At 65.7% G+C, this 23,275-nt stretch carries 21 protein-coding genes and 1 tRNA gene; 11 read left to right on the forward strand and 11 right to left on the reverse strand.

The features are described 5' to 3' along the window. Nucleotides 1-2 precede the first annotated feature (2 nt). Genes RMCB_RS15935 through RMCB_RS15950 form a run of 4 tightly spaced genes read right to left on the reverse strand, consistent with a single transcriptional unit; the run spans nt 3 to nt 5,273 of the window. On the reverse strand, nt 3-908 hold the full coding sequence (locus tag RMCB_RS15935; RefSeq protein WP_062829501.1) for an alpha/beta hydrolase fold domain-containing protein: 906 nt from the start codon (nt 906-908) through the stop codon (nt 3-5). Between the two features lie 26 nt (nt 909-934). After that, complete coding sequence (locus RMCB_RS15940; RefSeq protein WP_234792123.1) at nt 935-2,761, reverse strand: FAD-binding oxidoreductase; 1,827 nt, start codon at nt 2,759-2,761, stop codon at nt 935-937. A gap of 10 nt (nt 2,762-2,771) precedes the next feature. Further along, nucleotides 2,772-4,385, reverse strand: coding sequence for a benzoylformate decarboxylase (gene mdlC / locus RMCB_RS15945; RefSeq protein WP_062829503.1), 1,614 nt, complete (start codon nt 4,383-4,385; stop codon nt 2,772-2,774). 42 nt (nt 4,386-4,427) lie between these two features. Next, nucleotides 4,428-5,273 carry an alpha/beta hydrolase gene (locus RMCB_RS15950; protein ID WP_234792128.1) on the reverse strand — a complete coding sequence of 282 codons (846 nt, stop codon included), beginning with the start codon at nt 5,271-5,273 and terminating at the stop codon, nt 4,428-4,430. A gap of 106 nt (nt 5,274-5,379) precedes the next feature. On the opposite strand from RMCB_RS15950, the gene RMCB_RS15955 reads away from it, so the two are divergent. Beyond that, nucleotides 5,380-6,579 (forward strand): PucR family transcriptional regulator, encoded by a 1,200-nt coding sequence (locus RMCB_RS15955; protein ID WP_165606290.1) that lies wholly within the window; start codon nt 5,380-5,382, stop codon nt 6,577-6,579. Nucleotides 6,580-6,845: 266 nt separating this feature from the next. On the opposite strand, the gene RMCB_RS15960 is transcribed toward RMCB_RS15955, so the two are convergent. The 4 genes from RMCB_RS15960 to RMCB_RS15975 form a co-directional block, all read right to left on the reverse strand. After that, nucleotides 6,846-7,448 carry a DUF3298 domain-containing protein gene (locus RMCB_RS15960; RefSeq protein WP_062829505.1) on the reverse strand — a complete coding sequence of 201 codons (603 nt, stop codon included), beginning with the start codon at nt 7,446-7,448 and terminating at the stop codon, nt 6,846-6,848. A 502-nt stretch (nt 7,449-7,950) separates the two neighbouring features. Then, a complete protein-coding gene (locus RMCB_RS15965; RefSeq protein WP_072278481.1) occupies nt 7,951-8,862 on the reverse strand; it encodes an Rv0964c family protein in 912 nt (303 codons plus the stop codon). Next, entirely contained in the window at nt 8,863-9,192 is a 330-nt protein-coding gene (locus tag RMCB_RS15970) for a WXG100 family type VII secretion target (RefSeq protein WP_072278482.1), read from the reverse strand. It lies immediately after the preceding gene. A 331-nt stretch (nt 9,193-9,523) separates the two neighbouring features. After that, a tRNA-Leu gene (locus tag RMCB_RS15975) sits at nt 9,524-9,606 on the reverse strand. Between the two features lie 260 nt (nt 9,607-9,866). Here RMCB_RS15975 and RMCB_RS15980 point away from each other — a divergent pair. The 7 genes from RMCB_RS15980 (at nt 9,867) to pknB (ending at nt 19,620) form a co-directional block, all read left to right on the forward strand. Next, entirely contained in the window at nt 9,867-11,387 is a 1,521-nt protein-coding gene (locus RMCB_RS15980) for an FHA domain-containing protein (RefSeq protein ID WP_062829507.1), read from the forward strand. 130 nt (nt 11,388-11,517) lie between these two features. Continuing rightward, the gene (locus RMCB_RS15985; RefSeq protein WP_018602954.1) at nt 11,518-11,985 is read left to right on the forward strand and encodes an FHA domain-containing protein FhaB/FipA; all 468 of its coding nucleotides are present in this window, start codon (nt 11,518-11,520) and stop codon (nt 11,983-11,985) included. After that, a complete protein-coding gene (locus RMCB_RS15990) occupies nt 11,982-13,514 on the forward strand; it encodes a PP2C family protein-serine/threonine phosphatase (protein ID WP_062829508.1) in 1,533 nt (510 codons plus the stop codon). Before RMCB_RS15985 ends, RMCB_RS15990 begins: the two co-directional genes overlap by 4 nt. Then, the gene (locus RMCB_RS15995; protein ID WP_062829509.1) at nt 13,511-14,926 is read left to right on the forward strand and encodes a peptidoglycan glycosyltransferase RodA; all 1,416 of its coding nucleotides are present in this window, start codon (nt 13,511-13,513) and stop codon (nt 14,924-14,926) included. The genes RMCB_RS15990 and RMCB_RS15995 overlap by 4 nt, the downstream gene beginning before the upstream one ends. Next, entirely contained in the window at nt 14,923-16,401 is a 1,479-nt protein-coding gene (gene pbpA, locus RMCB_RS16000) for a D,D-transpeptidase PbpA (protein ID WP_062829510.1), read from the forward strand. The genes RMCB_RS15995 and pbpA overlap by 4 nt, the downstream gene beginning before the upstream one ends. Nucleotides 16,402-16,483: 82 nt before the next feature. Next, complete coding sequence (locus RMCB_RS16005) at nt 16,484-17,743, forward strand: protein kinase domain-containing protein (RefSeq protein WP_062829511.1); 1,260 nt, start codon at nt 16,484-16,486, stop codon at nt 17,741-17,743. After that, entirely contained in the window at nt 17,740-19,620 is a 1,881-nt protein-coding gene (gene pknB / locus RMCB_RS16010; RefSeq protein ID WP_029371128.1) for a Stk1 family PASTA domain-containing Ser/Thr kinase, read from the forward strand. The genes RMCB_RS16005 and pknB overlap by 4 nt, the downstream gene beginning before the upstream one ends. Here pknB and RMCB_RS16015 read toward each other — a convergent pair. Next, nucleotides 19,598-20,272, reverse strand: a complete 675-nt coding sequence (locus tag RMCB_RS16015) for an aminodeoxychorismate/anthranilate synthase component II (protein ID WP_029371127.1) — start codon at nt 20,270-20,272, stop codon at nt 19,598-19,600. The genes pknB and RMCB_RS16015 overlap by 23 nt on opposite strands. 17 nt (nt 20,273-20,289) lie before the next feature. After that, a complete protein-coding gene (locus RMCB_RS16020) occupies nt 20,290-21,039 on the reverse strand; it encodes a DUF881 domain-containing protein (RefSeq protein ID WP_029371126.1) in 750 nt (249 codons plus the stop codon). Between the two features lie 94 nt (nt 21,040-21,133). Between RMCB_RS16020 and crgA the strand changes: the two genes are divergently transcribed. Together crgA and RMCB_RS16030 are read left to right on the forward strand one after the other, a co-directional pair. Then, nucleotides 21,134-21,418, forward strand: a complete 285-nt coding sequence (gene crgA / locus RMCB_RS16025) for a cell division protein CrgA (protein WP_029371125.1) — start codon at nt 21,134-21,136, stop codon at nt 21,416-21,418. 155 nt (nt 21,419-21,573) lie between these two features. Further along, nucleotides 21,574-21,981 carry a PH domain-containing protein gene (locus tag RMCB_RS16030; protein WP_062829512.1) on the forward strand — a complete coding sequence of 136 codons (408 nt, stop codon included), beginning with the start codon at nt 21,574-21,576 and terminating at the stop codon, nt 21,979-21,981. 69 nt (nt 21,982-22,050) lie between these two features. Here the strand turns inward: RMCB_RS16030 and RMCB_RS16035 are convergent, their stop codons facing one another. After that, nucleotides 22,051-22,596 carry a peptidylprolyl isomerase gene (locus RMCB_RS16035; protein WP_201028299.1) on the reverse strand — a complete coding sequence of 182 codons (546 nt, stop codon included), beginning with the start codon at nt 22,594-22,596 and terminating at the stop codon, nt 22,051-22,053. A 103-nt stretch (nt 22,597-22,699) separates the two neighbouring features. Here RMCB_RS16035 and cwsA point away from each other — a divergent pair, with 103 nt between their 5' ends. After that, nucleotides 22,700-23,116, forward strand: coding sequence for a cell wall synthesis protein CwsA (gene cwsA, locus RMCB_RS16040; RefSeq protein WP_062829513.1), 417 nt, complete (start codon nt 22,700-22,702; stop codon nt 23,114-23,116). The last annotated feature ends 159 nt before the right edge of the window (nt 23,117-23,275 follow it).

Genomic DNA, 23,275 nt, shown 5'->3' on the forward strand with positions numbered 1-23,275 from the left:
CCTCACTTGACAATGCTGAGAGCGGCGTCGATATGGCTGACGAGTGCGCGGCGTGCGGCCTTGGCTTCAGGAACGGGCAACAGCGGGTAGACGTGAATTGCCCCGGGCTGCTCGTGGTAGGTGATGCGGCCGGTGCCGATGCTGTCCCGCAGCCGACGGCAGTCAGCGACGAAGATGTCGCGGTCGCCGACGTAGAGGTCGATCGGTGGAAGGGTTTGCAGCTCACCATAAATGGGGCTGACTCGGTTGTCGTCTTCCGCGAGGTGTCTGGCCCATACGCGGCCGCACTCGCGCAGCCCGGGAACCGCGAGCCACGGGTCGCGCTTGGCGATGGCGGCGATGGCGGGATTGGTGAGTGCGATGTCGAGCCAGGGACTGATCAAGGTCACTCCAACGGGCGGGTTCGCTCCGGAAATGATGACAGTTTGGGTAGCTGCCAGGGCCAGTCCTGCTCCGGACGAGTCGCCGGCGATGTATATCGGCCCTCGTTGTGCCGCTCGGTCGATCACTGTGCCAAGTAGGTCGATCGCTTCTTCGGCGCAGTGCTGTGGCGCGAGCCCGTAAAGAGGCACGTGTACTGGGCGCCGGGTGGCGTCGGCGATCGCGCAGATGAGTTGCCAGTGCGCGCGCTCGATCTGGTTGACGTAGGCACCGCCGTGGACGTAGATAACCGACGCCCGGTCGTCGGCAGTGGACTCGCCGCTGATGGATTGCACTGTGTAGCAGCCGGACCCGCTTATGACGTCACAGGTGATCTGGTAACGAGAGGAGTTGGCCAGTCGCCGGGGTGGTCCGCCGGCCTTCTTGGGCCGCTCGAGGTAGCCGCGCGCGCTCTGGAGTGTTGCATAGGTGCGGGGCCGACGTATGAGGCGCCCGTAGATCGCGATGGCGTGCATCTGCCAAGACATGGGGCCGCCCTATTACGGTTGCGGTGTCATCGAGCGACCGCAATTTTGAAGACTGCGCTGGTGATCGTTCCGAATGCATTTCTGCCACCGATGAATAGCCGTTTGGTGTCGTAGCCTGCGACGTCCTTCATGTTCTGGCCCCCGAACCGGGCCACGGCGCCGTCGGGCAGGACAACCTCGACGCCGAGCAGTCCGTGGCGCACCTCTAGACGTTCCTCACCTGTTGCGTTGGCGATCAGCTCGCCGACGGTCCGGTCGGGACCGTCAGTCGGGATGGCCGGGCAGGTCACACCTTGCTCGTGGAGTTTGCGCGAGAGGTCGCCGAGGGTAACCGCGGCGCCGACCACCAGGTTCAAGTTGCCAGTGTTGACTTCGACCGTGGAATCGTCACCATCGGCGTCGGGCGCGGATTTCGGATGGCCGTCGAGCGCCGCGCGCACGGCGGCTTCGAACGCCGGCAGTGCGGGCTCTTGTGGCGAGACTTCCGGCAGCATGATGCCGGGGTTGAAGGTGTGCGCAGGATCGAAGACCTGCTTGACGATGCGTTGGGCGGCGATCTCGACCGGGGTGAAGCGTTTGGTCATGAATTGGATTTTTTCGGTGCCGACGCCGTGCTCGCCGGTGATAGTGCCATCCAGATTCAATGCTGCTTCGATGATTTCGTTGTTGGCAGCCTCCAAAGCCGCCGGCGCGGCGGGGTTCTCCTTGTCGTAGAAGGTGGTCGGGTGGAGGTCCCCGTCTCCGGCATGCCCGGTCACGGCGATGAACAGCAGGGCGTCCGAGTGCCGTTTGGCGGTATCCTGGATTGCCTGCTGCATCTCTGGAATGTGTTGGCGCGGAACGGTGACGTCACCGATGAAGAAGCCTTTGCCGCTGTGCACGACGGCGTCTGGGGCGTGCAGGCGTCCGTACCAGAGCTTGGCGCGGGCGTCGTCGTCATCGGCGCGGCGCACCTCGGTGGCGTGTTGTCGCAAGACTTCTTCCACGATCGCGCCGTCGCGGTCAACCTCGGCGTCGGTCCCGTCGACGTCGATGAGCACGATCGCGTCGACGTCGGTGGGATACCCGGTGTCGGTGAACTGCTGCAGGCCATTGATACCGGCCCGGTCGAGCCATTCGACCGCAGCGGGTACGGTCCCGGTCCGGATGATCGCGGAGATGGTTTCGGCTGCCTCCCGGGCCGTGGTGAAGCTGCCCATCAGGCTGCGAGTGACCGGCGCAATGGGGCGCAACGCGACGGTCGCCTCCGTGAGAATCGCCAGGGTGCCTTCGGAGCCGATCAAGATCCCGAGCAGGTCGGGGCCGTCGTCGGCCGCGTTGAAGTTGATCACGGCGCCGTCAGCCAGAACCGCTTCGACGCTGAGGACGTGATTGTAGGTCACGCCGTATTTGAGAGCGTGTGGGCCACCGGCGTTTTCGATGATGTTGCCGCCGATGCTTGCCAGATGTGCCGATACCGGGTCGGGTGAGAACACCAGGTTGTGCGGGGCCAGCTGCTGCTGCAGATCGGCATTGATGACGCCGGGCTGGACCCGGGCAGTGCGATCTGTCGGGTTGATGTCGAGGACGCGGTTCATCTGTGTCAGATCAATCACCGCCCGGTCGGCGCCGGCCATGACTCCGGCACTGCAGTTCGATGCGCCTGCGCGGGTGACCAACGAAACATGGTGTTCAGCAGCGACTTTGACTGCGGCGACGACGTCGTCGCGACTGCGTGGCCGCAACACCAGACCAGGTTGTCGGCCAAAACCCCAGTAGTCTTTGGCATTTTGGGCCAGTGTGACCTCGTCTATGGCCACCGCGTCGCCGCCCCGCAGTGCCACGGTAAACGCCGAAACGATCGTGTCATCCACCAGATGTCTCCTAGCTGCCGAATCCCGCGGGCACCGGTGCCGTGCGGGCGTTGATCAGGGTGGGTCGGTCGCGGTCGGCGATGCCGGCTTTGACCAGCTCGAATACCTCGTCAGAGCTATGTGCTTCGTGGGCGTCGACGCCGTAGCTGGCCGCGGTGGCGACGATGTCGAGGCCGGGGATGTCGAGCCCGGGGACGTTCGGGGTCTTTTCCCAGACGCCGAATTCTTTGACCACGCCGTACTCGGCATTGGAAGCCACGACAATGGTGAGCGGGATGTTGTAGCGTGCTGCGCTCCACAGGGCGGTGATCGCGTAGTGGATGGAGCCATCACCCATCAACGACACGATCGGGCGGTCGGGCGCAGCGATTTGCGCACCGACTGATGCCGGCAGCCCCCAGCCGAGACCGCCGCCCGCAGCCGACAGATGCGACCGCGGATTACCCGGACGGATGCTTTCGGTCATGACGATCTCGTTGCTGCCGGCTTCGCTGACCCACAGTGTGTCCGCGGGTGCGGCATGCGCGACGGCGGTCCACAGATCTGTGGGCTTGAGCGGCACCTGATCCGAGACCCTTTCCGGGGCCGCGGGGCGCGGAGCGGGCGCCGAGCGTTGGGTGGGTTTGACCGCCGCCGCCAATGCCCGGGTGGCGGCACGGATGTCGGCGACAATCGCGTCACCGACGGGGGCCCTGGCGGCCTCGTCGGGATCGTTGGTGATCTGGATCAAGCGGGCGCCGCCGGGCAGGTACGGCCCGGGCACCAGCGGGTAGTAGCGGAAGACGGGTGTTCCGATAGCGAGGATAAGGTCGTGGCCCGCGAGAAGTCCCGAGATCCATCCCGCCCCCGGGGGCAGCGCGCCGTGATAGAGCCGGTGATCTTCCGGGAAACCGCTCCAACCCGTCAAAGGCGCTGTGTAGACCGGTGATTCGGCGCGCTCGGCCAGCTCGACCACCGCGTCGTAGGCGTCGTAGCGGTCAATATCCCCGCCGACGATGATCACTGGCGACGTGGCGGCGTCGAGCTGCGCACCGACCTGCTCGGCCAGCTCGGTCGGGAAACCCGCCGCGTGGGTCACGGTACGATCGCGCACCACCGCGATATCGGCGAGCTGGTCGGCGGTCAGTTCAATCGGCATGTCGTCCATCGGCAGTGAGACGAACACCGGCCCCATCGGCGGGGTGGTGGCCAGGTGGATCGCGCGAGCCAGCACGGCCGAGGACTCACTGGCGGTCGTCGGCTCCGCTGCCCATTTCACGAATGGCTTTGGTGTTGTGGTGGGTTCGTGATTGGTGAGCAGGCAGTACTGGTTTTGCATGTTACGGCGCTGGTTACCTGCGGTGATGATGAGCGGTGTCTTGTTGACGTACGCGTTGTAGATCTGCCCCTGCGCGTTACCCATGCCAGGAGCGGTGTGCAGGTTGACCAGGGCGGGGCGGCGGGTGACCTGCGAATAGGCGTCGGCCATCCCGACCGGAATCATCTCCTGCAGGCCGAGGAAATAGCGGAAGTCATCGGGAAAGTCTTGCAGGAGAGCAAGTTCCGACGAACCGGGATTGCCGAAGAACGTCGTTAAACCGTGGGCGCGAAATAGATCGAGAATGGATTCGCGGACAGTCGTCATCGGTGGGTGCTCACTTCCGAGTTGATCGAGCGGACGAAGCGGTCAATCATCCATGTCGCCGGGTTGTGGTGCCAGAGCCCAACGCAGGGAAAAGTCTGCGACTTCTTCCCAGCCAGGGGCGCCGCAGGTGAAGTGGTCTCGCCCGGGGAACAGTTTGTAGGCGGTGATCGCGGTGGAGTGCTTGACGTTCTTCTCGTAGTTTTCGCGCTGCACAGCAGGGGGCAGGATGTGGTCACTACCGCCGGAGATGAACAGCAGCGGCGCCCGGTCGTCGTTGGCGAAGTTGTATGTGGTCGCCGCGTCATGAGTGAAGTTGGCCAGCCCACCCTGGAACAGAATCCGCGCGGGTACCGGCACTGCGTAACGGTCGTAGGCCGCTTGCGATTCTGTTTCCGAGAGCGTGTTGGTGAACGCGTAGTGGAATTGTTGGGCTGTGATGGGCACCGCGCGGTGCAGATTTGCGGGATTCTTCAACACCGGAAACGTCGCACGGATTTCCGAAAATGGCAGCGTTTTGACGCCTTTGACCGCCGCACCGTCGATCGACACCCCAGCCCGGCCGTAACCAGCGTCGAGCAGGAGCTGCACGAAGGTACCCCCGAAAGAATGGCCCATCAATATCGGCGGCTCAGCGAGTTCCTCGACGATCCCGGCGAGATGATCGAAGACCTCCCGCACCCCGAGACCGGCCAAGGGTTCGGGGTTCTCGCGCAGCGCGGCGACTCCGGCCGGGCCTGAAGCCACGCCGGGGTAGCCCGGTGTCAGAACCGAGAAGCCGCGAGCGCGGTAACGCGCAACCCAGTCTTCCCAAGCAAAAGGCGTCATCCACAGGCCGTGGATCAAAACGATGGTCTGTTCAGGGGCGGCGTTCATGACTTGAATCGTCATCGCCACGCGTGGTCTTCACAACGAACGGCAGCCCAAAGTCGCCATCGCCAACCTTGTGCCCAGGCACAACAACCGCGACAACGTTCGGCGCCTTACCATGCGAATCATGTCCCGGCAGCGACCGTCAGCAGTGCTCATCGATCGCGTGCGGCAACGGTCGGACGAGATCGTGATGAAGGTGCTCACTCGGCTACGCGCCGACATCACGGACTATCTTCCCAGCAGTGGCGACAGCGTCGAGTCCGTCCGCACCAACATCGCCGATTATCTGGCTGAACTGCTCGACTGGATCGACCTCGGCGCCGATCCTGCCCACTGGAATCTCGAGACCGCAAACCGGGTTCGTCAGCGCGCCGGTGAGGGGCTGACCCTGTCGAATTTGTTGCACGCCTACCGCCTTGGCGCGGCGGCCATCTGGGACGAGCTCGCACGCCTGGCGGACACCGACGAAATCGACAAGGACGCCCTCATTGCGGCGACACCGTCCATCTTTGCCTGGATGAACACCAATTCGCTTCGCGCACATGCAGTTTTCCGCGAGATCGACCTCCGCGACGCGCGACGCAATGAACAAATTCGCGCGGCCCTGCTCGACACCGTGCTGTTCAACGAATCCAGCATCGGAGCGCCGTTCTGGGACGCGGTCGCCGCCCTCGGTCTCCCGCGCACGGGCCAATTCACGATCCTTGCAGCAACCCGCGTCGAGCCTTCAGTGGATCATTCGCCTCCCGACATCGAGACGCTGATCTCGGCGCACCCCGCTGTTCAAGACACGTGGTTTCGCCTCACGTCGCATGCGCAATTGGGTGTCGTATCGCTTCGACGGAACCGCGCCGACGCTCTAGATGGCATTGCCAATGACATTTGCGCCGACATCCCCGTCACGATCGGCCTCAGCAGCCCCTTCACCGACATCGCCAACTGCTCAAAAGCCCGCGCTCAAGCTCAAGTCGCCGCGTCTGCTTGCTCGGCCGGTCGCCTGACTATTCGCTACGACCGCGATGTCATGTCGGTGTTGCTCGCTAGCTCGCCAGACGCCGCCGCGTCCGTAGTGACAGCCACACTAGGACCAGTACTCGAGTTGCCCATCGAGCGCCGCGCACCAATCCTCACCACCGTAGACACCTGGCTACAGCGCGGTCAGTCCGTCTCGGCTACCGCCGAGGAACTGCACTGTCACCGCAACACCATCAACTACCGGTTGCGCCGATTCGCCGAACTCACCGGACGACCGCTCACCGACAATTTCTGGCTGGCCCAAGTCGCGTTGGCACTGGAAGCCGCGCGCGATCTGCACAACACCTGATCCCCAAACGCCCGAGTTAGCGGCGTTCTGTTGTTAGTTCTGTAGTTGGCGTGAAGCCGCACAGTGAATGCAGCGGGTAGTAGTCATGCGTTATTCACGCACCGCCAGGTGGCGACACTTCTGGTGCCGCGAGATCAGTGACGTCGTTGACGATGTACACGCGATCAGTTCCGGGAATCGACCCAAAGCGTGCCCGATGGCTGGGTGCGTACAGAACCGGCTGATGTGCTAGTCGGGGACGTGGCTGGCGATGTCGGGGAACGCTTTTAGGCCGAGCAGCCGCCATCCCTGAGGATGGAGTGCAGCTGCGACAGCGGGATGTGTGGTTGCCACTGTCCAGCATGGGCAGGGCCGGAACGGGCTGCAGGCATGACAAGCACGAGATCGGGCCCGTCGAGGTACCACGCCTGATAGTCGTCCGCGTAGTTGTACTGCGGTCCCGGTTCGTACTGAGCGGTGTCGGCGTCTTGTCCCACAGTGGTTTCCACGTACGGGCGAGCCAACGGAGGCAAGGCGGTCAGCGGATTGATGCCGTCGCAGAACAGGTCGGCAAGCGTCAACAATTTGTTGTTCTGGAGATCGAACGTGAAGGTGGTGATCTCCTCGTTGGGGTGTGCTCCGCCAAGGTCCCAAACATTGGTGAACACGATGGACCTGGTTCCCGGCGCGTGTTCGAAGGACTGATACGTCAAGTCCGCCCGCCCGTTTCTGGTGATGTCATCATCCGGATGGCCGAATCTCGTGAAGAACTCGCGCAGAAAGTCTTTCAACCGCGGCCCCGCGGTCGGGTTGTCCAGAAGATCGTTGGGGTACTTGGCGGACAGCTTCACGTCGATGTGGTGTGCGTTGGTCCCCGTGCGCGTGCACACACCGCGTGCCTGATCCCACGCTCCTCCATTGTCTTCGCAGACTGCGAGTGACGCCGACCCCGGGGATGGACTCGCAGGAGCCCGCAGTGTCGAACACCCCACAATTATCAATAAGCCTGCAGCAAGCGGGACTAACGTGCGGACAGTTATTCCGCGCAACTTGCCGTTGCTGAGGAGCTTTGACCTAAACATGACGCCCGTCCTTTTCCTGGTTAGGAAGCACCCAAGACGCTGAGGGCTGCTGCATATGCATTTTCACGGCGATCTTCGTGGAGGTCTGGATCGGTGATACTGCCGCCCCGAACATTGACCGATATTTTACGAAATCCATCGATCCCTTGTTGGGATAGTTCGGTGAAATCGCCGCCGCGGGCGTGTAGTTCGGGGTGGGTCCACCAGTAAGCGGATACCAGGTAGGCATACTCGGGCTTCGCCGCCAGCTCCGGATGGGCAAGGAAATCTGGGGACTCCCCACTGACGGGATGGCCTTTGAAATAATCGGTTAGGGCGGCGTAGCCATTCTTGCCGGTGATCTGGAGCGCTCCGCGCCCTTTGTATTTGACAGCGTCTTCTGGGCCTTGGTTTCCATTCGAGGAACTGTAATTGTTGATGAAATAGCTGTCCGGAGCGTTAGGGCCGCCTTCAACAAAGCCGTATTGGTCGCTGTAGCCGCCGCTTTCGACAATGGTCTGGGCGATGAAGGCCGCCCTTTCCTTGGGGTCGGTAATACCGAAGGTATCCAGGGCCTTGTTGAGTTGCGCAGCGTAGGAGGCCGCTTTGTCCGCCGGGAGTGGATCGAACCCGACTTCTGCAGGATGTTGTTGAGCTCGTCGCCTTTCAGGCTTCCCGGGGGCGGTGTCGCAGGTGCATGCTGCGTGCCCGGTATCGGCCTACCGTTTTCATCTAGTTGTTCGTCTCCCACCGCGGCACGCATCGCCGCGGCAAGTTCTTCATCGACACGGTCGGCGTCAGCCATGATCTCGCTGACAGTCAAACCGTTTCCGGTCTTGGCCTGCTGCTCGAGTGCCTTCTTGGCGTCAGGGTCGTCTTCAAATCCGGGCCGGATCTTCAAGGTGCCGTCTTCACCGACATCGATATGGCGGTCGTTGAGGTACTTCACCACTGCCCGCATCCGCGTCTGGACGCTCTCGACATCTTGTTCGGCACGCGCAACAGCCTTGGCTACCCGTGCCGACTCGTGCCCGTCGGCGTCGATGTCCGCGCGGCGCCGACCCATCGCCTCGTGAAACGCTTCACCGGCTTCTCCGCTCCAATCAGCGACGGTGTTCTGTGTTCGCTGCAGGTTGGTGCCGAAATTGGCGAACGTGTTCTCACGGTCCTTCGCGATACGGAATACGTCGTAGATCGCCGCTGGGTCCCACGCCAGAATCGTCGAAACGGTCAGCGGAGCCACTCAAAGACCCATTTGTTCCGGCACGATCGCACACGCCGCGCGGGTGACAGACTCGCCGGCATCCTTGTCTGCCGCAACGTAAGTGAGTGCGGCGTTCGTCATGTGCTCACCCAATGAGCGCGTCTGCTCCAGGTGTGCACCGTGACGGGCCTGCCAGCGCTCAGCCAACTCCGACAATGCAGCCGCTGACGATCCCACCCAACGCGACCCCGCATCTGCAAGAGCGTTGTCGTGGGCGCTGAGTTGCTGGTGGGCCTCGTGGGCGTGGTCGATCGCTTCTCTCCCCGACGCGGCCAAAGTATGGGGTTCGACGCGCAACGATTCGGACATGAACCTTCCTCCCCCGAAGTCGCTGTCATCGTAAATCCGCTACGGCGCTCTTCCGGTCGCCTTTTTCCACTCGGGGAACGAGGCCGAACGAACTCAAATGCAGTCCGAGCACTGCTTACCGCCAGGGCATACCGGAAGTAGGAGCGGCCGAAGGAATACGCCCGGAACGGACCGCCATGTCCTCGCTTGTACACGGCTGATCCCTGCAGGTACACGCGTACGGTCGCAGCCGTCCTGCGCGCGTGCTCACGCAACCCCACAAACACAAAAGCCACGAACTCGTTGAGTCCGTGGCTTGAGTGCCATGCGGTTTACGCGAACCGCAATTTTGTGGGCGAAGGGGGACTTGAACCCCCACGTCCCGAAGGACACTGGCACCTGAAGCCAGCGCGTCTGCCATTCCGCCACTCGCCCGAGCGACCGGGGCAGCGTATCACTGCCGTCGCGCGGTTCCCAAACCGCGACGTTCGAGGGCCCCGCAGGCATGGGTGATCGTTCGCGTCATCAAGATCAGGTCACTGACCTGCTGCGATCTGATTCTCAGAGTTCTGTTGGTCCCGCACGATGGCGCAGGGCCGATACCATTCATGTGAGCAGTGTGGCCAGAGCGACACGCGGTGGCTTCGGCTGCCGGTACGCACCACAAACGACAACGAGCGAAGGCGGGCGGTGATATGGGTCTTGTCGACCGCATCGAACGCAAGCTCGAGTCGACCGTGGGCGATGCGTTCGCCCGGGTCTTCGGCGGCTCGATCGTTCCGCAGGAAGTGGAGTCGATGTTGCGCCGCGAGGCGCAGGCCGGTGCCCGCACGGTGGGCGGCGGCCAGGTTTTGGCACCGAACGACTACGTAATTACCCTCAGTGACACTGACTATCAGAAGGTAAGCGCCGATACTGACCTGACCGCATCCGCATTCGCCAAACATCTGGGGGGATTTATCCATGATCAGGGGTGGCAAACGTATGGTGATGTGGTCGTCAGATTCGAGCAATCACCGCACTTGCACACCGGACAGTTCCGCGCACACGGCGCGGTCAACCCCGATTCCACCGTCGGCGAATCCGCACGAGTACATCGCGACCAGGCGTTCACCGCAGAATCAGGAGAACCATCTATGACCGACAATCCGAGCTACCGCGGCGGCCAGGGACAAGGTCGGCCTGGCGACGACTACTTCGATGACCGGTACGGGCGTCAGCAGGACGACCAGCGCGGCGGCGGCTATCCCCCTCAAGACGACCAGCGCGGCGGCGGGTACCCCCCGCAGGACGACCAGCGCGGCGGCTATTCCCAGCAGGATCAGCAGGGCGGCGGCTACCCACCCCGCGGCGGTGGTTACCCGGACCAGGGTGGCTACCCCGATCAGGGCGGCTACGGCGACCGCGGCGGTTACCCCGATCAGGGCAGTTACCCCGACCAGCGCGGCGGGGGCTATCCGCCTCAAGATGACCAGCGCGGCGGTGGCGGCTACGGCGGCGGCCCGAACTACGACCAGCGCGGCGGCGGCTACGGCCAGCAGCCCGGTGGGTACGGCCCGCCTCAGGGTGGCGGCTACGGCGGCCCGGCGGGGCCTGGCCCCAGCGCCGACTATGACTACGGACGTCAGCAGCCGGGCGGCGGCGGCCGTCCGGGTCCGGATCCGCGCCAGGGTGGCTACGGCGACCAGGGTGGCTACGGCGGCGGGTATGGCGACCAGCGCGGCGGCTACGGCCAGCCGCAGCAGGATTACGGCCAGCCGGACTACGGCCGCGGCTACGGCGACCAGCAGCAGGGCGGCTACCAGGATCAGGGCTACGGCGACCACGGTGGCTACGGCGGCGGCTACGGCGATCAGGGCGGCCGTGACTACGACTACGGCCAGGACGCCGGCCAGGGCGGGTACGGCGGCGGCGACTACCACGCCGGCGGCGCGACCGTCACCCTGCAGCTCGACGACGGCAGCGGCCGCACCTACCAGCTGCGCGAAGGCGCCAACGTGATCGGCCGTGGCCAGGACGCCCAGTTCCGGCTGCCGGACACGGGCGTGTCGCGTCGTCACCTCGAGATCCGGTGGGACGGTCAGGTCGCCCTGCTCGCGGACCTGAATTCCACCAACGGCACCACCGTGAACAACGCCCCGGTGCAGGAATGGCAGCTGGCCGACGGCGACGTCATCCGGCTGGGCCATTCCGAGATCATCGTGCGCGTGCACTGAGGTATCGGACCGGACACACCGGGGTGGCTAGCAACCCGCTTCACCCTCATGCCAGTCGCCGTCCAAGTATCGTGACGTTGCCGCAGGGCACGGAACGACGTCATTGGGACGGGTACGGAGAGGATGTCAGATGCAGGGGTTAGTGCTGCAGCTGACGCGCGTCGGGTTCCTGTTGCTGCTGTGGCTCTTCATCTGGTCGGTGCTGCGGATCCTGCGCACCGACATCTATGCGCCGACCGGTGCGGTCATGGTGCGTCGGGGGCTGGCCTTGCGCGGCTCACTGCTGCCCAGCCGTCAGCGCAGGCACATCGCCAGGCAGATGGTCGTCACCGAAGGCGCACTCGCCGGGACCCGCATCACGCTGAGTTCTCAGCCGGTGCTGATCGGCCGTGCCGACGATTCGACACTGGTGCTCACAGATGATTACGCCTCGACGCGCCACGCCCGACTGTCACCACGCGGTTCGGAGTGGTACGTGGAGGACCTAGGATCGACCAACGGCACATACCTTGACAGGGCGAAGGTGACAACAGCGGTAAGGGTTCCCATTGGCACGCCGGTGCGAATCGGTAAGACGGTAATCGAGCTTCGACCGTGACACTCGTGCTTCGATATGCCGCGCGCAGTGACCGCGGCCTGGTCCGCGCCAACAACGAGGACTCGGTGTATGCGGGCGCGCGTCTGCTCGCGCTGGCCGACGGCATGGGTGGCCATGCCGCCGGCGAAGTGGCCTCCCAGCTGGTCATCGCCGCGTTGGCCCACCTCGATGACGACGAACCCGGTGGTGACCTGCTCGGCAAACTGAATTCGGCGGTCGCCGAAGGCAACTCGGCCATCGCCGCGCACGTGGAGGCGGATCCCGAGCTCGAGGGCATGGGTACGACGCTGACGGCGATCCTGTTCGCCGGCAGCCGACTCGGCCTCGTTCACATCGGTGACTCCCGCGGGTATCTGATGCGCGACGGTGAGCTCACCCAGATCACCAAGGACGACACCTTCGTCCAGACCCTGGTCGACGAGGGCCGGATCACCGCCGAAGAGGCGCACAGCCATCCGCAACGCTCGCTCATCATGCGGGCACTGACGGGCCACGAGGTCGAGCCGACGCTGACGATGCGCGAGGCGAAAGCCGGTGACCGGTACCTGCTGTGCTCCGACGGGCTCTCCGATCCGGTCAGCCAGGAGACCATCCACGAGGCGCTGCAGATCGAAGACGTGACCGAAAGCGCCGACCGGCTGATCGAATTGGCGTTGCGCGGCGGCGGCCCGGACAACGTCACGGTGGTGGTCGCCGACGTCGTGGATTACGACTACGGCCAGACCCAGCCGATCCTCGCCGGTGCGGTTTCGGGCGTCGACGACGACACGATCCCGCCCAACACCGCGGCGGGCCGGGCCTCAGCCTTCAACCCGCGCCGCAACGAGCCGAAAAAGGTGGTCCCCCAACCGGCCGAACCGGCCCGCAAGCCCCGCTCCCGGCGCCGCTACGTGATCGCTGCGGTCCTGCTGGTCCTGGTGGTGCTCGCGGGCCTGGCCATCGGCCGTCAGATCATCCGGAGCAATTACTACGTCGGCGAGCACGACGGCATCGTGGCGATCATGCGTGGTATCCAGGGCTCGTTTCTCGGGGTCTCGCTGCAGGAGCCGTACGGGCTGGGCTGCCTGAACGCCCGCAACGAGCTGTCCCTCATCGGGGCAGGCGACAACCGCGACAATCTCGGGTGCCGGTTGATGGCGGTCAGCGACATGCGCCCCTCTGAGCGCGCGCAGGTGATCGCCGGCCTGCCGGGCGGCACGCAGGACGAAGCCATCGCCCAGATCCACGAGTTGGCGCGCAGCTCGGTGCTGCCGGTGTGCGTCACGCGCACTCCACCGCCCACGACGAGTACGCCGCCCCCTGCGCCGACCACCACGACCGGCCCGGCGCCGTCGTCCACCCCGCCTCCCCCGCCGACGACTTCGGCCCCGCCGGCTCCCGCCCCCTCTACCGAGGCGTCGGCAGAGCCCCCTGCGCGCCCACCGGGCGAGCCGGTCTCCCCGGAGCCTGCGCCGCCAGCCACCCCCACCGCTACAGCGCTACCTCCCCCGTCGCAGGTACCGGGGACGGACTGCCGGGCGGTGTCATGACCACCCAACCCCAGTCACCGGTTACCGTGACGCCGGCGCTACCCAACCGGCGCAACGCGGAACTGTTTCTGCTGGGGTTCGCGGCACTGATCACCACTGTCGCGCTCTTGATCGTCGAGGCCAACCAGGAACAGGGCATCACCTGGGACCTGCTGCGCTACACGGTCGGCTACCTTGCCCTCTTCGGTGCCGCGCATCTGGCGGTGCGCCGCTTCGCGCCCTATGCCGATCCGCTGCTGCTGCCGGTGGTCGCACTGCTCAACGGTCTGGGCCTGGTGATGATCCACCGCCTCGACCTCGCCGAAGGGACCGCGAGCTCAGGCGGTCTTGGCGGCACCGCCAACCAGCAGATGCTCTGGACCCTGGTGGGCGTCGCGGTTTTCGCCGTGGTGGTCATCTTTCTGCACGATCACCGCATGTTGGCCCGCTACGGTTATCTCTGCGGTCTGACAGGCCTTGTGCTGCTGGTGATTCCGGCGATCCTGCCGGCCAAGTACTCCGAGCAGTACGGCGCCAAGATCTGGATCCAGTTCCCCGGCTTCTCGATTCAGCCGGCCGAATTCTCCAAGATCCTGCTGCTCATATTCTTCGCAGCCGTGTTGGTGGCCAAGCGCGAATTGTTCACCAGCGCAGGCAAACACGTGCTCGGCATGGATCTCCCCCGGCCCCGCGACCTGGCCCCACTTCTGCTGGCATGGATCGCCTCGGTCGGCGTGATGGTCTTCGAAAAAGATTTGGGCGCTTCGCTTTTGCTGTACGCGTCGTTCCTCGCGCTGCTCTACATCGCCACCGAACGGCTCAGCTGGGTTGTGATCGGGCTGGCCTTGTTCGCCGCGGGAAGCGTTGTGGCGTATCACATTTTCGCTCACGTACGGGTGCGGGTGCAGAACTGGTGGGATCCGTTCGCCGATCCCGACGGCGCCGGCTATCAGATGGTGCAATCGCTGTTCAGCTTCGCCACCGGGGGCATCTTCGGCACCGGCCTTGGCAACGGTCAGCCCGGCACGGTTCCGGAGGCCTCGACCGACTTCATCATCTCCGCCATCGGTGAGGAACTCGGCCTGGTGGGGCTCGCCGGTGTGCTGATGCTCTACACGATCCTGATCATCCGCGGCATGCGCACGGCCATCGCCGTGCGCGACAGCTTCGGCAAGCTGCTGGCCGGAGGGTTGTCCTCGGCGTTGGCGATCCAGCTGTTCATCGTCGTCGGCGGCGTCACCAAGCTCATCCCCGAGAGCGGCCTGACCACGCCGTGGATGTCCTACGGCGGATCGTCGCTGTTGGCGAACTATGTGCTGCTGGCCATCCTGGTCCGCATCTCGCACGGCGCCCGGCGGCCGATCACCACCACCCGGCAACCCAATGCCACTCCGATCGCCGCGGCCAAAACCGAGGTGATCGAGAAGGTATGAACACCTCGCTGCGCCGTGTTGCCGTCACGATCATGGTGCTGATCGTGCTGTTGCTGGCCAACGCCACCCTGACCCAGGTCTTCACGGCCGACGGGCTGCGCGCCGACCCCCGCAACCAGCGGGTCCTGCTCGACGAGTACTCGCGCCAGCGCGGGCAGATCACCGCCGGGGGACAGCTGCTGGCCTACTCGGTGTCCACCGACAACCGGTTCCGCTTCCTGCGGGTCTATCCCAATCCGCTGGTGTACGCGCCGGTCACCGGCTTCTACTCGCTGGGCTACTCGAGCACAGGGCTGGAGCGCGCCGAGGACACCATCCTCAACGGTTCCGACGAGCGCCTGTTCGGCCGTCGACTCGCCGACTTCTTCACCGGCCGCAACCCGCGCGGCGGCAACGTCGACACGACCATCAAGCCGCAGGTCCAGCAGGCGGCCTGGGACGCCATGCAGAACGGCTGCGACAACGGCCCGTGCAAGGGCTCTGTGGTGGCGCTGGAGCCGTCCACCGGCAAGATCCTGGCGATGGTGTCGTCGCCGTCGTACGACCCCAATCTGCTGGCGTCACACGACCTGAACGCGCAGGCCGCCGCCTGGCAGAAGCTGCGCGACGACCCGGCCTCACCACTGCTCAACCGGGCGATCTCCGAAACCTATCCGCCGGGCTCCACGTTCAAGGTCATCACCACCGCGGCCGCCCTGCAGGCCGGGGCCACCCCGGACACCCAACTGACGTCAGCGGCACGCACCAGCCTGCCGGACAGCACCGCGACGCTCGAGAACTTCGGCGGCGCTCAGTGCGGTCCCGGCGCGACGGTGTCGCTGCGCGAAGCGTTCGCCAAGTCCTGCAACACCGCGTTCGTGCAGCTGGGCATCGATACCGGCACCGACAAGCTCAAGAGCACCGCGCAGGCGTTCGGCCTGGACACCGCACCGCCGGCCATCCCGCTGCAGGTCGCCGAGTCCACCGTCGGACCCATCGACGACGGCGCGGCACTGGGCATGTCCAGCATCGGGCAGCGCGACGTGGCACTGACCCCACTGCAGAACGCTGTGGTGGCCGCGACCATCGCCAACGGCGGTGTCGCCATGCGGCCCTACCTGGTCGATAGCCTGAAGGGACCCGACCTGGCCACCATCAGCACCACCGCCCCCGCCCAAGAGCGCCGGGCGGTGTCACCGCAGGTCGCCGCTACACTTACGAACTTGATGGTCGGCGCCGAGCAGGTGACGCAGCAGAAGGGAGCCATCGCCGGCGTGCAGATCGCTTCGAAGACCGGTACGGCAGAGCACGGGACTGACCCCCGTAACACTCCGCCGCATGCCTGGTACATCGCCTTTGCGCCGGCCACGGACCCCAAGGTCGCGGTCGCGGTGCTGGTCGAGGATGGCGGGGACCGGTTGTCGGCCACCGGCGGCGCACTGGCCGCCCCGATCGGACGTGCCACCATTGCGGCGGCCCTGCGGGAGGGATCATGAGTGACGCTTGCGGGCGGATCGTGAGTTCGCGCGAGCGGACCATCGGTTCGGCATGCGTCAACCGAGTCTGGGAGGTGCACGCATGAGCCCGCGGGTCGGCGTCACGCTGTCGGGCCGGTACCGGCTGCAGCGACTCATCGCCACCGGCGGTATGGGCCAGGTGTGGGAGGCGGTCGACTCCCGGCTGGGGCGTCGTGTCGCGGTGAAGGTGCTCAAGGCCGAGTTCTCGACGGACGCGGAGTTCGTCGAACGCTTCCGCGCAGAGGCCCGCACCGTGGCCATGCTGAACCACCCCGGCATCGCCAGCGTGTACGACTACGGCGAGACGGAGCTGGACGGTGAGGGCCGCACCGCGTATCTGGTGATGGAGCTCATCAACGGCGAACCGCTGAACTCGGTGCTCAAACGCACCGGACGGCTGTCGCTGCGGCACGCCCTGGACATGCTCGAGCAGACCGGGCGCGCGCTGCAGGTCGCCCACACCGCGGGCCTGGTGCACCGCGATGTCAAGCCGGGCAACATCTTGATCACCCCGACCGGCCAGGTGAAGCTCACCGACTTCGGTATCGCCAAGGCGGTCGACGCCGCGCCCGTCACACAGACGGGCATGGTGATGGGCACCGCCCAGTACATCGCCCCCGAGCAGGCGTTGGGTCACGACGCCACGGCCGCCAGCGACGTGTATTCACTGGGTGTCGTCGGCTACGAGTCGGTGTCGGGCAAGCGCCCGTTCACGGGTGACGGTGCGCTGACGGTGGCGATGAAGCACATCAAGGAGACGCCCCCGCCGCTGCCCGCCGATCTGCCGCCCAACGTGCGTGAGCTGATCGAGATCACGCTGGTCAAGAACCCCGGCATGCGGTACAAGTCCGGCGGCCCGTTCGCCGACGCCGTCGCCGCCGTGCGCTCCGGCAGGCGTCCACCGAGGCCCAACCAGGCCCCGACGCTGGGCCGCGCCGCACCCGCGGCCGTGCCGTCGGCCGCACAGGCCCGGGCCGCGGCGGATATGACCGGACGTGCTCCGGCGACCGCTGCGCGGCCGCGTACCAGCACCGGCACGCATCGACCGGCGCCTGCGCGTCGGACGTTCTCGTCCGGCCAGCGTGCCCTGCTGTGGGCGGCCGGCGTGCTGGGTGCGCTGGCCATCGTGATCGCGATCCTCATCGTGCTCAACGCCCAGGACCGCAAGGAACAGCAGTCGCCGCCGCCGACGGTCACCAACACGGTGACGCAGACGACGCCCTTCCAGTCGCCTGCCGCGCACGCGAGGAGCGAAATAGACCCCGCGCTGCCGGCGATCGTGCCGCAGCAATCAGCTGCCCCGGAACAGATACAACAATGACGACCCCTCAGCACCTTTCCGACCGATACGAACTCGGTGAGATTCTCGGCTTCGGCGGCATGTCCGAAGTCCATCTGGCCCGCGACCAGCGCCTGCACCGTGACGTCGCGGTCAAGGTGCTGCGCGCGGACCTGGCTCGCGATCCCAGCTTCTACCTGCGTTTCCGCCGCGAGGCACAGAACGCGGCGGCGCTGAACCATCCGGCCATCGTCGCGGTCTACGACACCGGCGAGGCCGAGACGCCCAACGGGCCGCTGCCTTACATCGTGATGGAGTACGTCGACGGCGTCACACTGCGCGACATCGTGCACAACGACGGGCCGATCCCGCCGCGGCGGGCCATCGAGATCATCGCCGACGCCTGCCAGGCGCTGAACTTCAGCCACCAGCACGGCATCATCCACCGCGACGTCAAGCCGGCCAACATCATGATCAGCAAGAACAACGCTGTGAAGGTGATGGACTTCGGCATCGCCCGTGCGTTGGCTGACGTCAACAGCGTCACGCAGACCGCCGCGGTCATCGGCACCGCCCAGTACCTGTCACCGGAGCAGGCGCGCGGCGAGTCCGTCGATGCCCGCTCCGACGTGTACTCGCTGGGCTGCGTGCTGTACGAAATCCTCACGGGGGAGCCACCTTTCATCGGTGACTCGCCCGTCGCCGTGGCCTATCAGCACGTCCGCGAGGACCCGGTCCCACCGTCGACGCGGCATCCGGGAATCCCACCCGAACTCGACGCGGTGGTGCTCAAGGCACTGGCCAAGAATCCCGACAACCGCTACCAGTCGGCGGCCGAAATGCGTGCCGACTTGGTGCGGGTGCACAGCGGCGAGGCACCGGACGCGCCCAAGGTGCTCACCGACGCCGAACGCACGTCGATGATGACGCAGTCCGGCCCGATGTCGTTCAGCGCACCGACCGAGCACATGCCCGCGCCGATTCAGCCCACGGCTGCCGGCCGGGACCGCAACGCCTCGATCGGCCGGTGGCTGATCGCGGTGGCGGTGCTCGCCGTGCTCACGGTGGTGGTGACGGTGGCGATCAACATGATCGGCGACCGCCCGCGCGATGTGCAGGTGCCTGATGTGACGGGCCAGAGCGCCGACGACGCGGTGGCTGCGCTGCAGAACCGCGGCTTCCGTACCCACATCGACCGTCAGCCGGACAACACGGTTCCGCCCGAGAAGGTCATCAACACCGATCCGGCGGCCAACGCACAGGCCAGCGCAGGCGACGATGTCGCCATCGTCGTCTCGACCGGACCGCAGCAGGCCCTGGTACCCGACGTCACGGGGCTGACGCCGGCGCAGGCGCGGGACAAGCTCAAGAAGGCCGGCTTCACCAAGACCAAGGAGACGCCCACGGCGTCGACGCCGGAGCAGAAGGACAAGGTGATCGCGACCGTCCCGCCTGCCAACCAGACGGCGGCGATCACCAACGAGATCACCATCGCGGTGGGGTCGGGCCCGGGCAGCAAGATGGTGCCCGACTGCGCGGGACAGAGCGCCGAGGTGTGCAAGCAGATCCTCACCGCCGCCGGTTTCCCCAACACGGTCCCGGTCGACGTCGACAGCCCGCAACCCAAGGGCCAGGTCATCGGAACCGAGCCAGCGTCAGGGCAGAACGTGCCCGTCGACACGCTGATCCAGATCCGGGTGTCCCGCGGCAACCAGTTCATCATGCCCGACGTGCGCGGCGGGTTCTGGACCGATGTCGAGGCCAACTTGCGCAACGCCTACGGCTGGACCGGTCAGCTCAACCGCGCCCCGGATGTGTCGAACAGCGGTCAGCGGACCAATGCGGTGGTGACGCAGAGCCCCTCGCCGGGGACCCCGGTGAACTTCGGGGATCCGATCACACTGGCGTTCGCGTCGTAGCAGCGGCGACCGCGCGGGCAACCTCGTCCTCGAGCTGACGCACGAGGTTCTCGTCCGGCGGGAAGCCGCAGATGCCGAGCCAGTTGGCCAGCATCCGGTGCCCGCCCTCGGTGAGGATCGATTCGGGGTGGAACTGCACGCCGTGGATCGGGAGCTCGCGGTGCCGGACGGCCATGATGACGCCGCTGTCGGTCTGCCCGAGCACCTCGAGCTCGGCGGGCACGCTGTCGGGCAGGATGGTCAGCGAGTGGTATCGGGTGGCTGTGAACGGATCCGGAAGTCCCTGCAGCACACCGGCATCGGCGTGATGTACCACGCTGGTCTTGCCGTGGAGCAGTTCCGGTGCCCGGTCGACGGTGCCGCCGAACGCGACGCCGATGGCCTGATGTCCCAAGCACACACCCAGCAGGGGAGTGCCGGCCTCGGCGCACGCCCGCACCAGGGGAATCGACGCGCCTGCACGTTCCGGCGTGCCGGGACCGGGGCTCAGCAGTACGCCGTCGAAGTCCTGTGCGGCTTTCGCGATGTCCGCCTCGGTGGCCAGGCGCGCGTCGTCGTTACGCCAGACCTGCGCGTGCACCCCGAGCTGGCCCAGGTACTGGACCAGGTTGAACACGAAACTGTCGTAATTGTCGACGACCAGAACCTGCATCGGCCCAGGTTACCGGCTCAATAGCCGATCGGGCCCGCCGGCTGGGCATACCGCATGCGAACCGGCCCGGTGTGCCCCACCAGGTCGACCTGCGCGCGTGGTTCTTCGGTGTAGCCGAGGCCGAACCGCACCACGTATTGCTTGTACAGCGTGACCAATGGAGCTGCGGCGAGCGCCGCCTGCATCGCGCCGGCATCGCCGATCGCGGTGATCACATACGGCGGGCTGTAGGTGCGGCCGTTGAGTAGGAGAGTGTTGCCGACGCACCGCGGCGCCGAGCCGGGCATGATGCGCTGGTCCTGCATCTGAATGCCTTCTGCACCTGCGCTCCACAGCGCGTTGAGCACGGCTTGGATGTCCTGCTGATGCACCACCAGATCGTCGGGAGACGCGTCACGCGGGAATCGGCCCTGGGCGTCCCGCTGAGCGTCGTTGAGCGTCACCACAAGCCCTGGGCCGCGCATGGGGGTGACGTCGGCCGCGGCGGCCAACGCGTCGGCGCGTTCGGTGATGGCCGCCAGCGCGGCGTGCGAACCCGGCGTTCCACCGTGATGACTGTCGACTTGGCCGGCCAGCGCGTCGCGCTGGGCGGTGAGCCGCTCGACCGACTGCTGGGCCTCGCGTACCAGATCCACCAGGCGTGGAGCATCGCTGCGACGAATCTCGCCGCCCCCAGAGACGCCATGCGTCGCGGCCAGCAGCAGACCGGCCAGCAGGCACACCACCGGCACGCCGAAACGCCACCGAGATCGGTCCGGTCGGTCCATCGATTTCTCTCCTGGACGTGCAGCTACGTTAGTGTCGTGAAGCATCCTGCTCCATCGTCGCACCGTGTGACGCCGACTGTCCGTGAAGGTACCCATGCCCAAGTCCAAAGTCCGTAAGAAGAACGACTTCACCATCAAGCCGGTGAGCCGGACACCGGTCAAGGTCAAGGCCGGACCGTCGAGCGTCTGGTTCGTGGCCCTCTTCATCGGGCTGATGCTGTTCGGCCTGATCTGGCTGCTGGTGTTCCAGCTGGCTGCCACCAACCCGATCGACACCCCGTCGTTCCTGCATTGGATGGCCGACCTCGGCCCGTGGAACTACGCGATCGCGTTTGCTTTCATGATCACCGGTCTGTTGCTCACGATGCGCTGGCACTGAGCTGCACCGACTTCATTATGAATTCATCTTACGATCTGAAGTTCACAAATTCAGCAACGTCGCGGGCGTCCAATCACACCGTTGTGATTCATCCCCATTGTGGATAGCACTTGTGGATAACTTCATTAGCCACGGTAAGAGGGTGTGAAGAACCGGTGCAGCAAACACAGTGGAGCCCGTCGACGTTGGGAATCGCGGCTTGCGGCATAGCCGGACTTACGTTGGCTGCGGCCGCTGTGACCCTGATCACAGATTCCCCTGGACGTGTTCTGGCGGGCATTGCCGGGGTGGGATTGCTCACGTTTGCAAGCTTCTCGTGGCGCGCCCGGCCAAAGTTGGCAATCACCGGTGAAGGTTTGGCCATCGGCGGGTGGTGGCGCACCCGATTACTTCGCCGCAATGAGATCCGGTCGATCCGCATCACAGAGTTCCGGCGGATCGGACGGAAGGTCCGACTGCTCGAGGTCGACACCGTCGACGACCGGCTCGTCGTCTTCACGCGGTGGGACCTGGGAACCGACCCTCTGAACGTCCTCGACGCCCTCAAAGCGGCCGGCTACTGATCTGCCCGCACACACGACGCGACGCCCCCGCGTACGAGGGCGTCGCGTCGTATTGCGGACGTCAGAAGGTCAGGACACGGTGACCGACTCGATCACGACGGGCTCGGTCGGGCGGTCGCCGCGATCAGTCGCGGTGGTGGCAATCGCGTCGACCACCTTCTGCGATTCCGGATCGACAACCTCACCGAAGATGGTGTGCCTGCGGTTCAGGTGCGGCGTCTTGCCGACCGTGATGAAGAACTGGGAGCCGTTGGTACCGGGCCCGGCGTTGGCCATGGCCAGCAGGTAGGGCTTGTCGAACTGCAGTTCCGGATGGAACTCGTCGGCGAACTGGTAGCCCGGGCCGCCGCGACCGGTACCCGTCGGATCGCCGCCCTGGATCATGAAGCCGTCGATGACACGGTGGAAGATGGCCCCGTCGTAGAACGGACCGGACGTGCCACCTGAGGCGTTCTCGGTGCTGTAGTCCTTGGTGCCCTGCGCCAACCCGACAAAGTTGGCCACGGTCTTGGGAGCGTGGTTTCCGAACAGTGCGATCTTGATGTCACCGCGGTTGGTGTGCAGTGTCGCCGTCGCGGTCTGAATAGGACTCGTCACGGGGGTTGAGTCTGCCACTACGGTCCGCGCCACCAACCGGCACCCGCCAGTTACGCACCCGAACGCCGCCGGGATGGCAGTCTGGGGAGCAGCTTTTCCCACGGCGGCAGAAAGGTGCGAGATGACCGCGACGACCCATGACCGGCTGGCTCCCAACCAACGATTGGCCCGCGGCCTGAAGTACACCGCGGTGGGCCCGGTGGACATCTCCCGGGGCGTGGCGGGTTTGGGCATGCAGGCGGCTGTGGCGGCCGGTGCGAGCGCGCGCAGGCGCTACCAGGACGGCCAGTTGCGCCGCCAGCTGGCAGCTGTGGCCGAGAAGCTGGAGACCCTGCCCGAGGTTCTGCCCGAGCTGCTGGCCGATGTGACGCCGGCCAAGACCAAGTCCAAGCACCGGCGCCGCCCCTGGCTCATCGCCGCGGTGGCTGCCGCCGTCCTGGCCGGGGGAGCGGTGGCGTTCTCCGTCGTGCGGCGCACCAAGCGGCCCGAGGAGCCCGCCACGCTGCCCCCGAGCGTCGAGGTCGCTCCCAAGCCGTAGCGGCGGGCCCTGCCGGCCAATTCGACGAAAATGTCGTCCCACGGCCGTTGTCAAGCTGCTTGGAGTCGGTTTTCGGGTTTGGGTAGGTTGATGCCGACGGTATTGGCTGGTGCTGGGGTGTGTGGGCGTCGGCGGAATCGTTCGGGGTGTGCCTGGTAG

The organism is Mycolicibacterium brisbanense (genome assembly GCF_001570425.1).
Taxonomy (GTDB): domain Bacteria; phylum Actinomycetota; class Actinomycetes; order Mycobacteriales; family Mycobacteriaceae; genus Mycobacterium; species Mycobacterium brisbanense.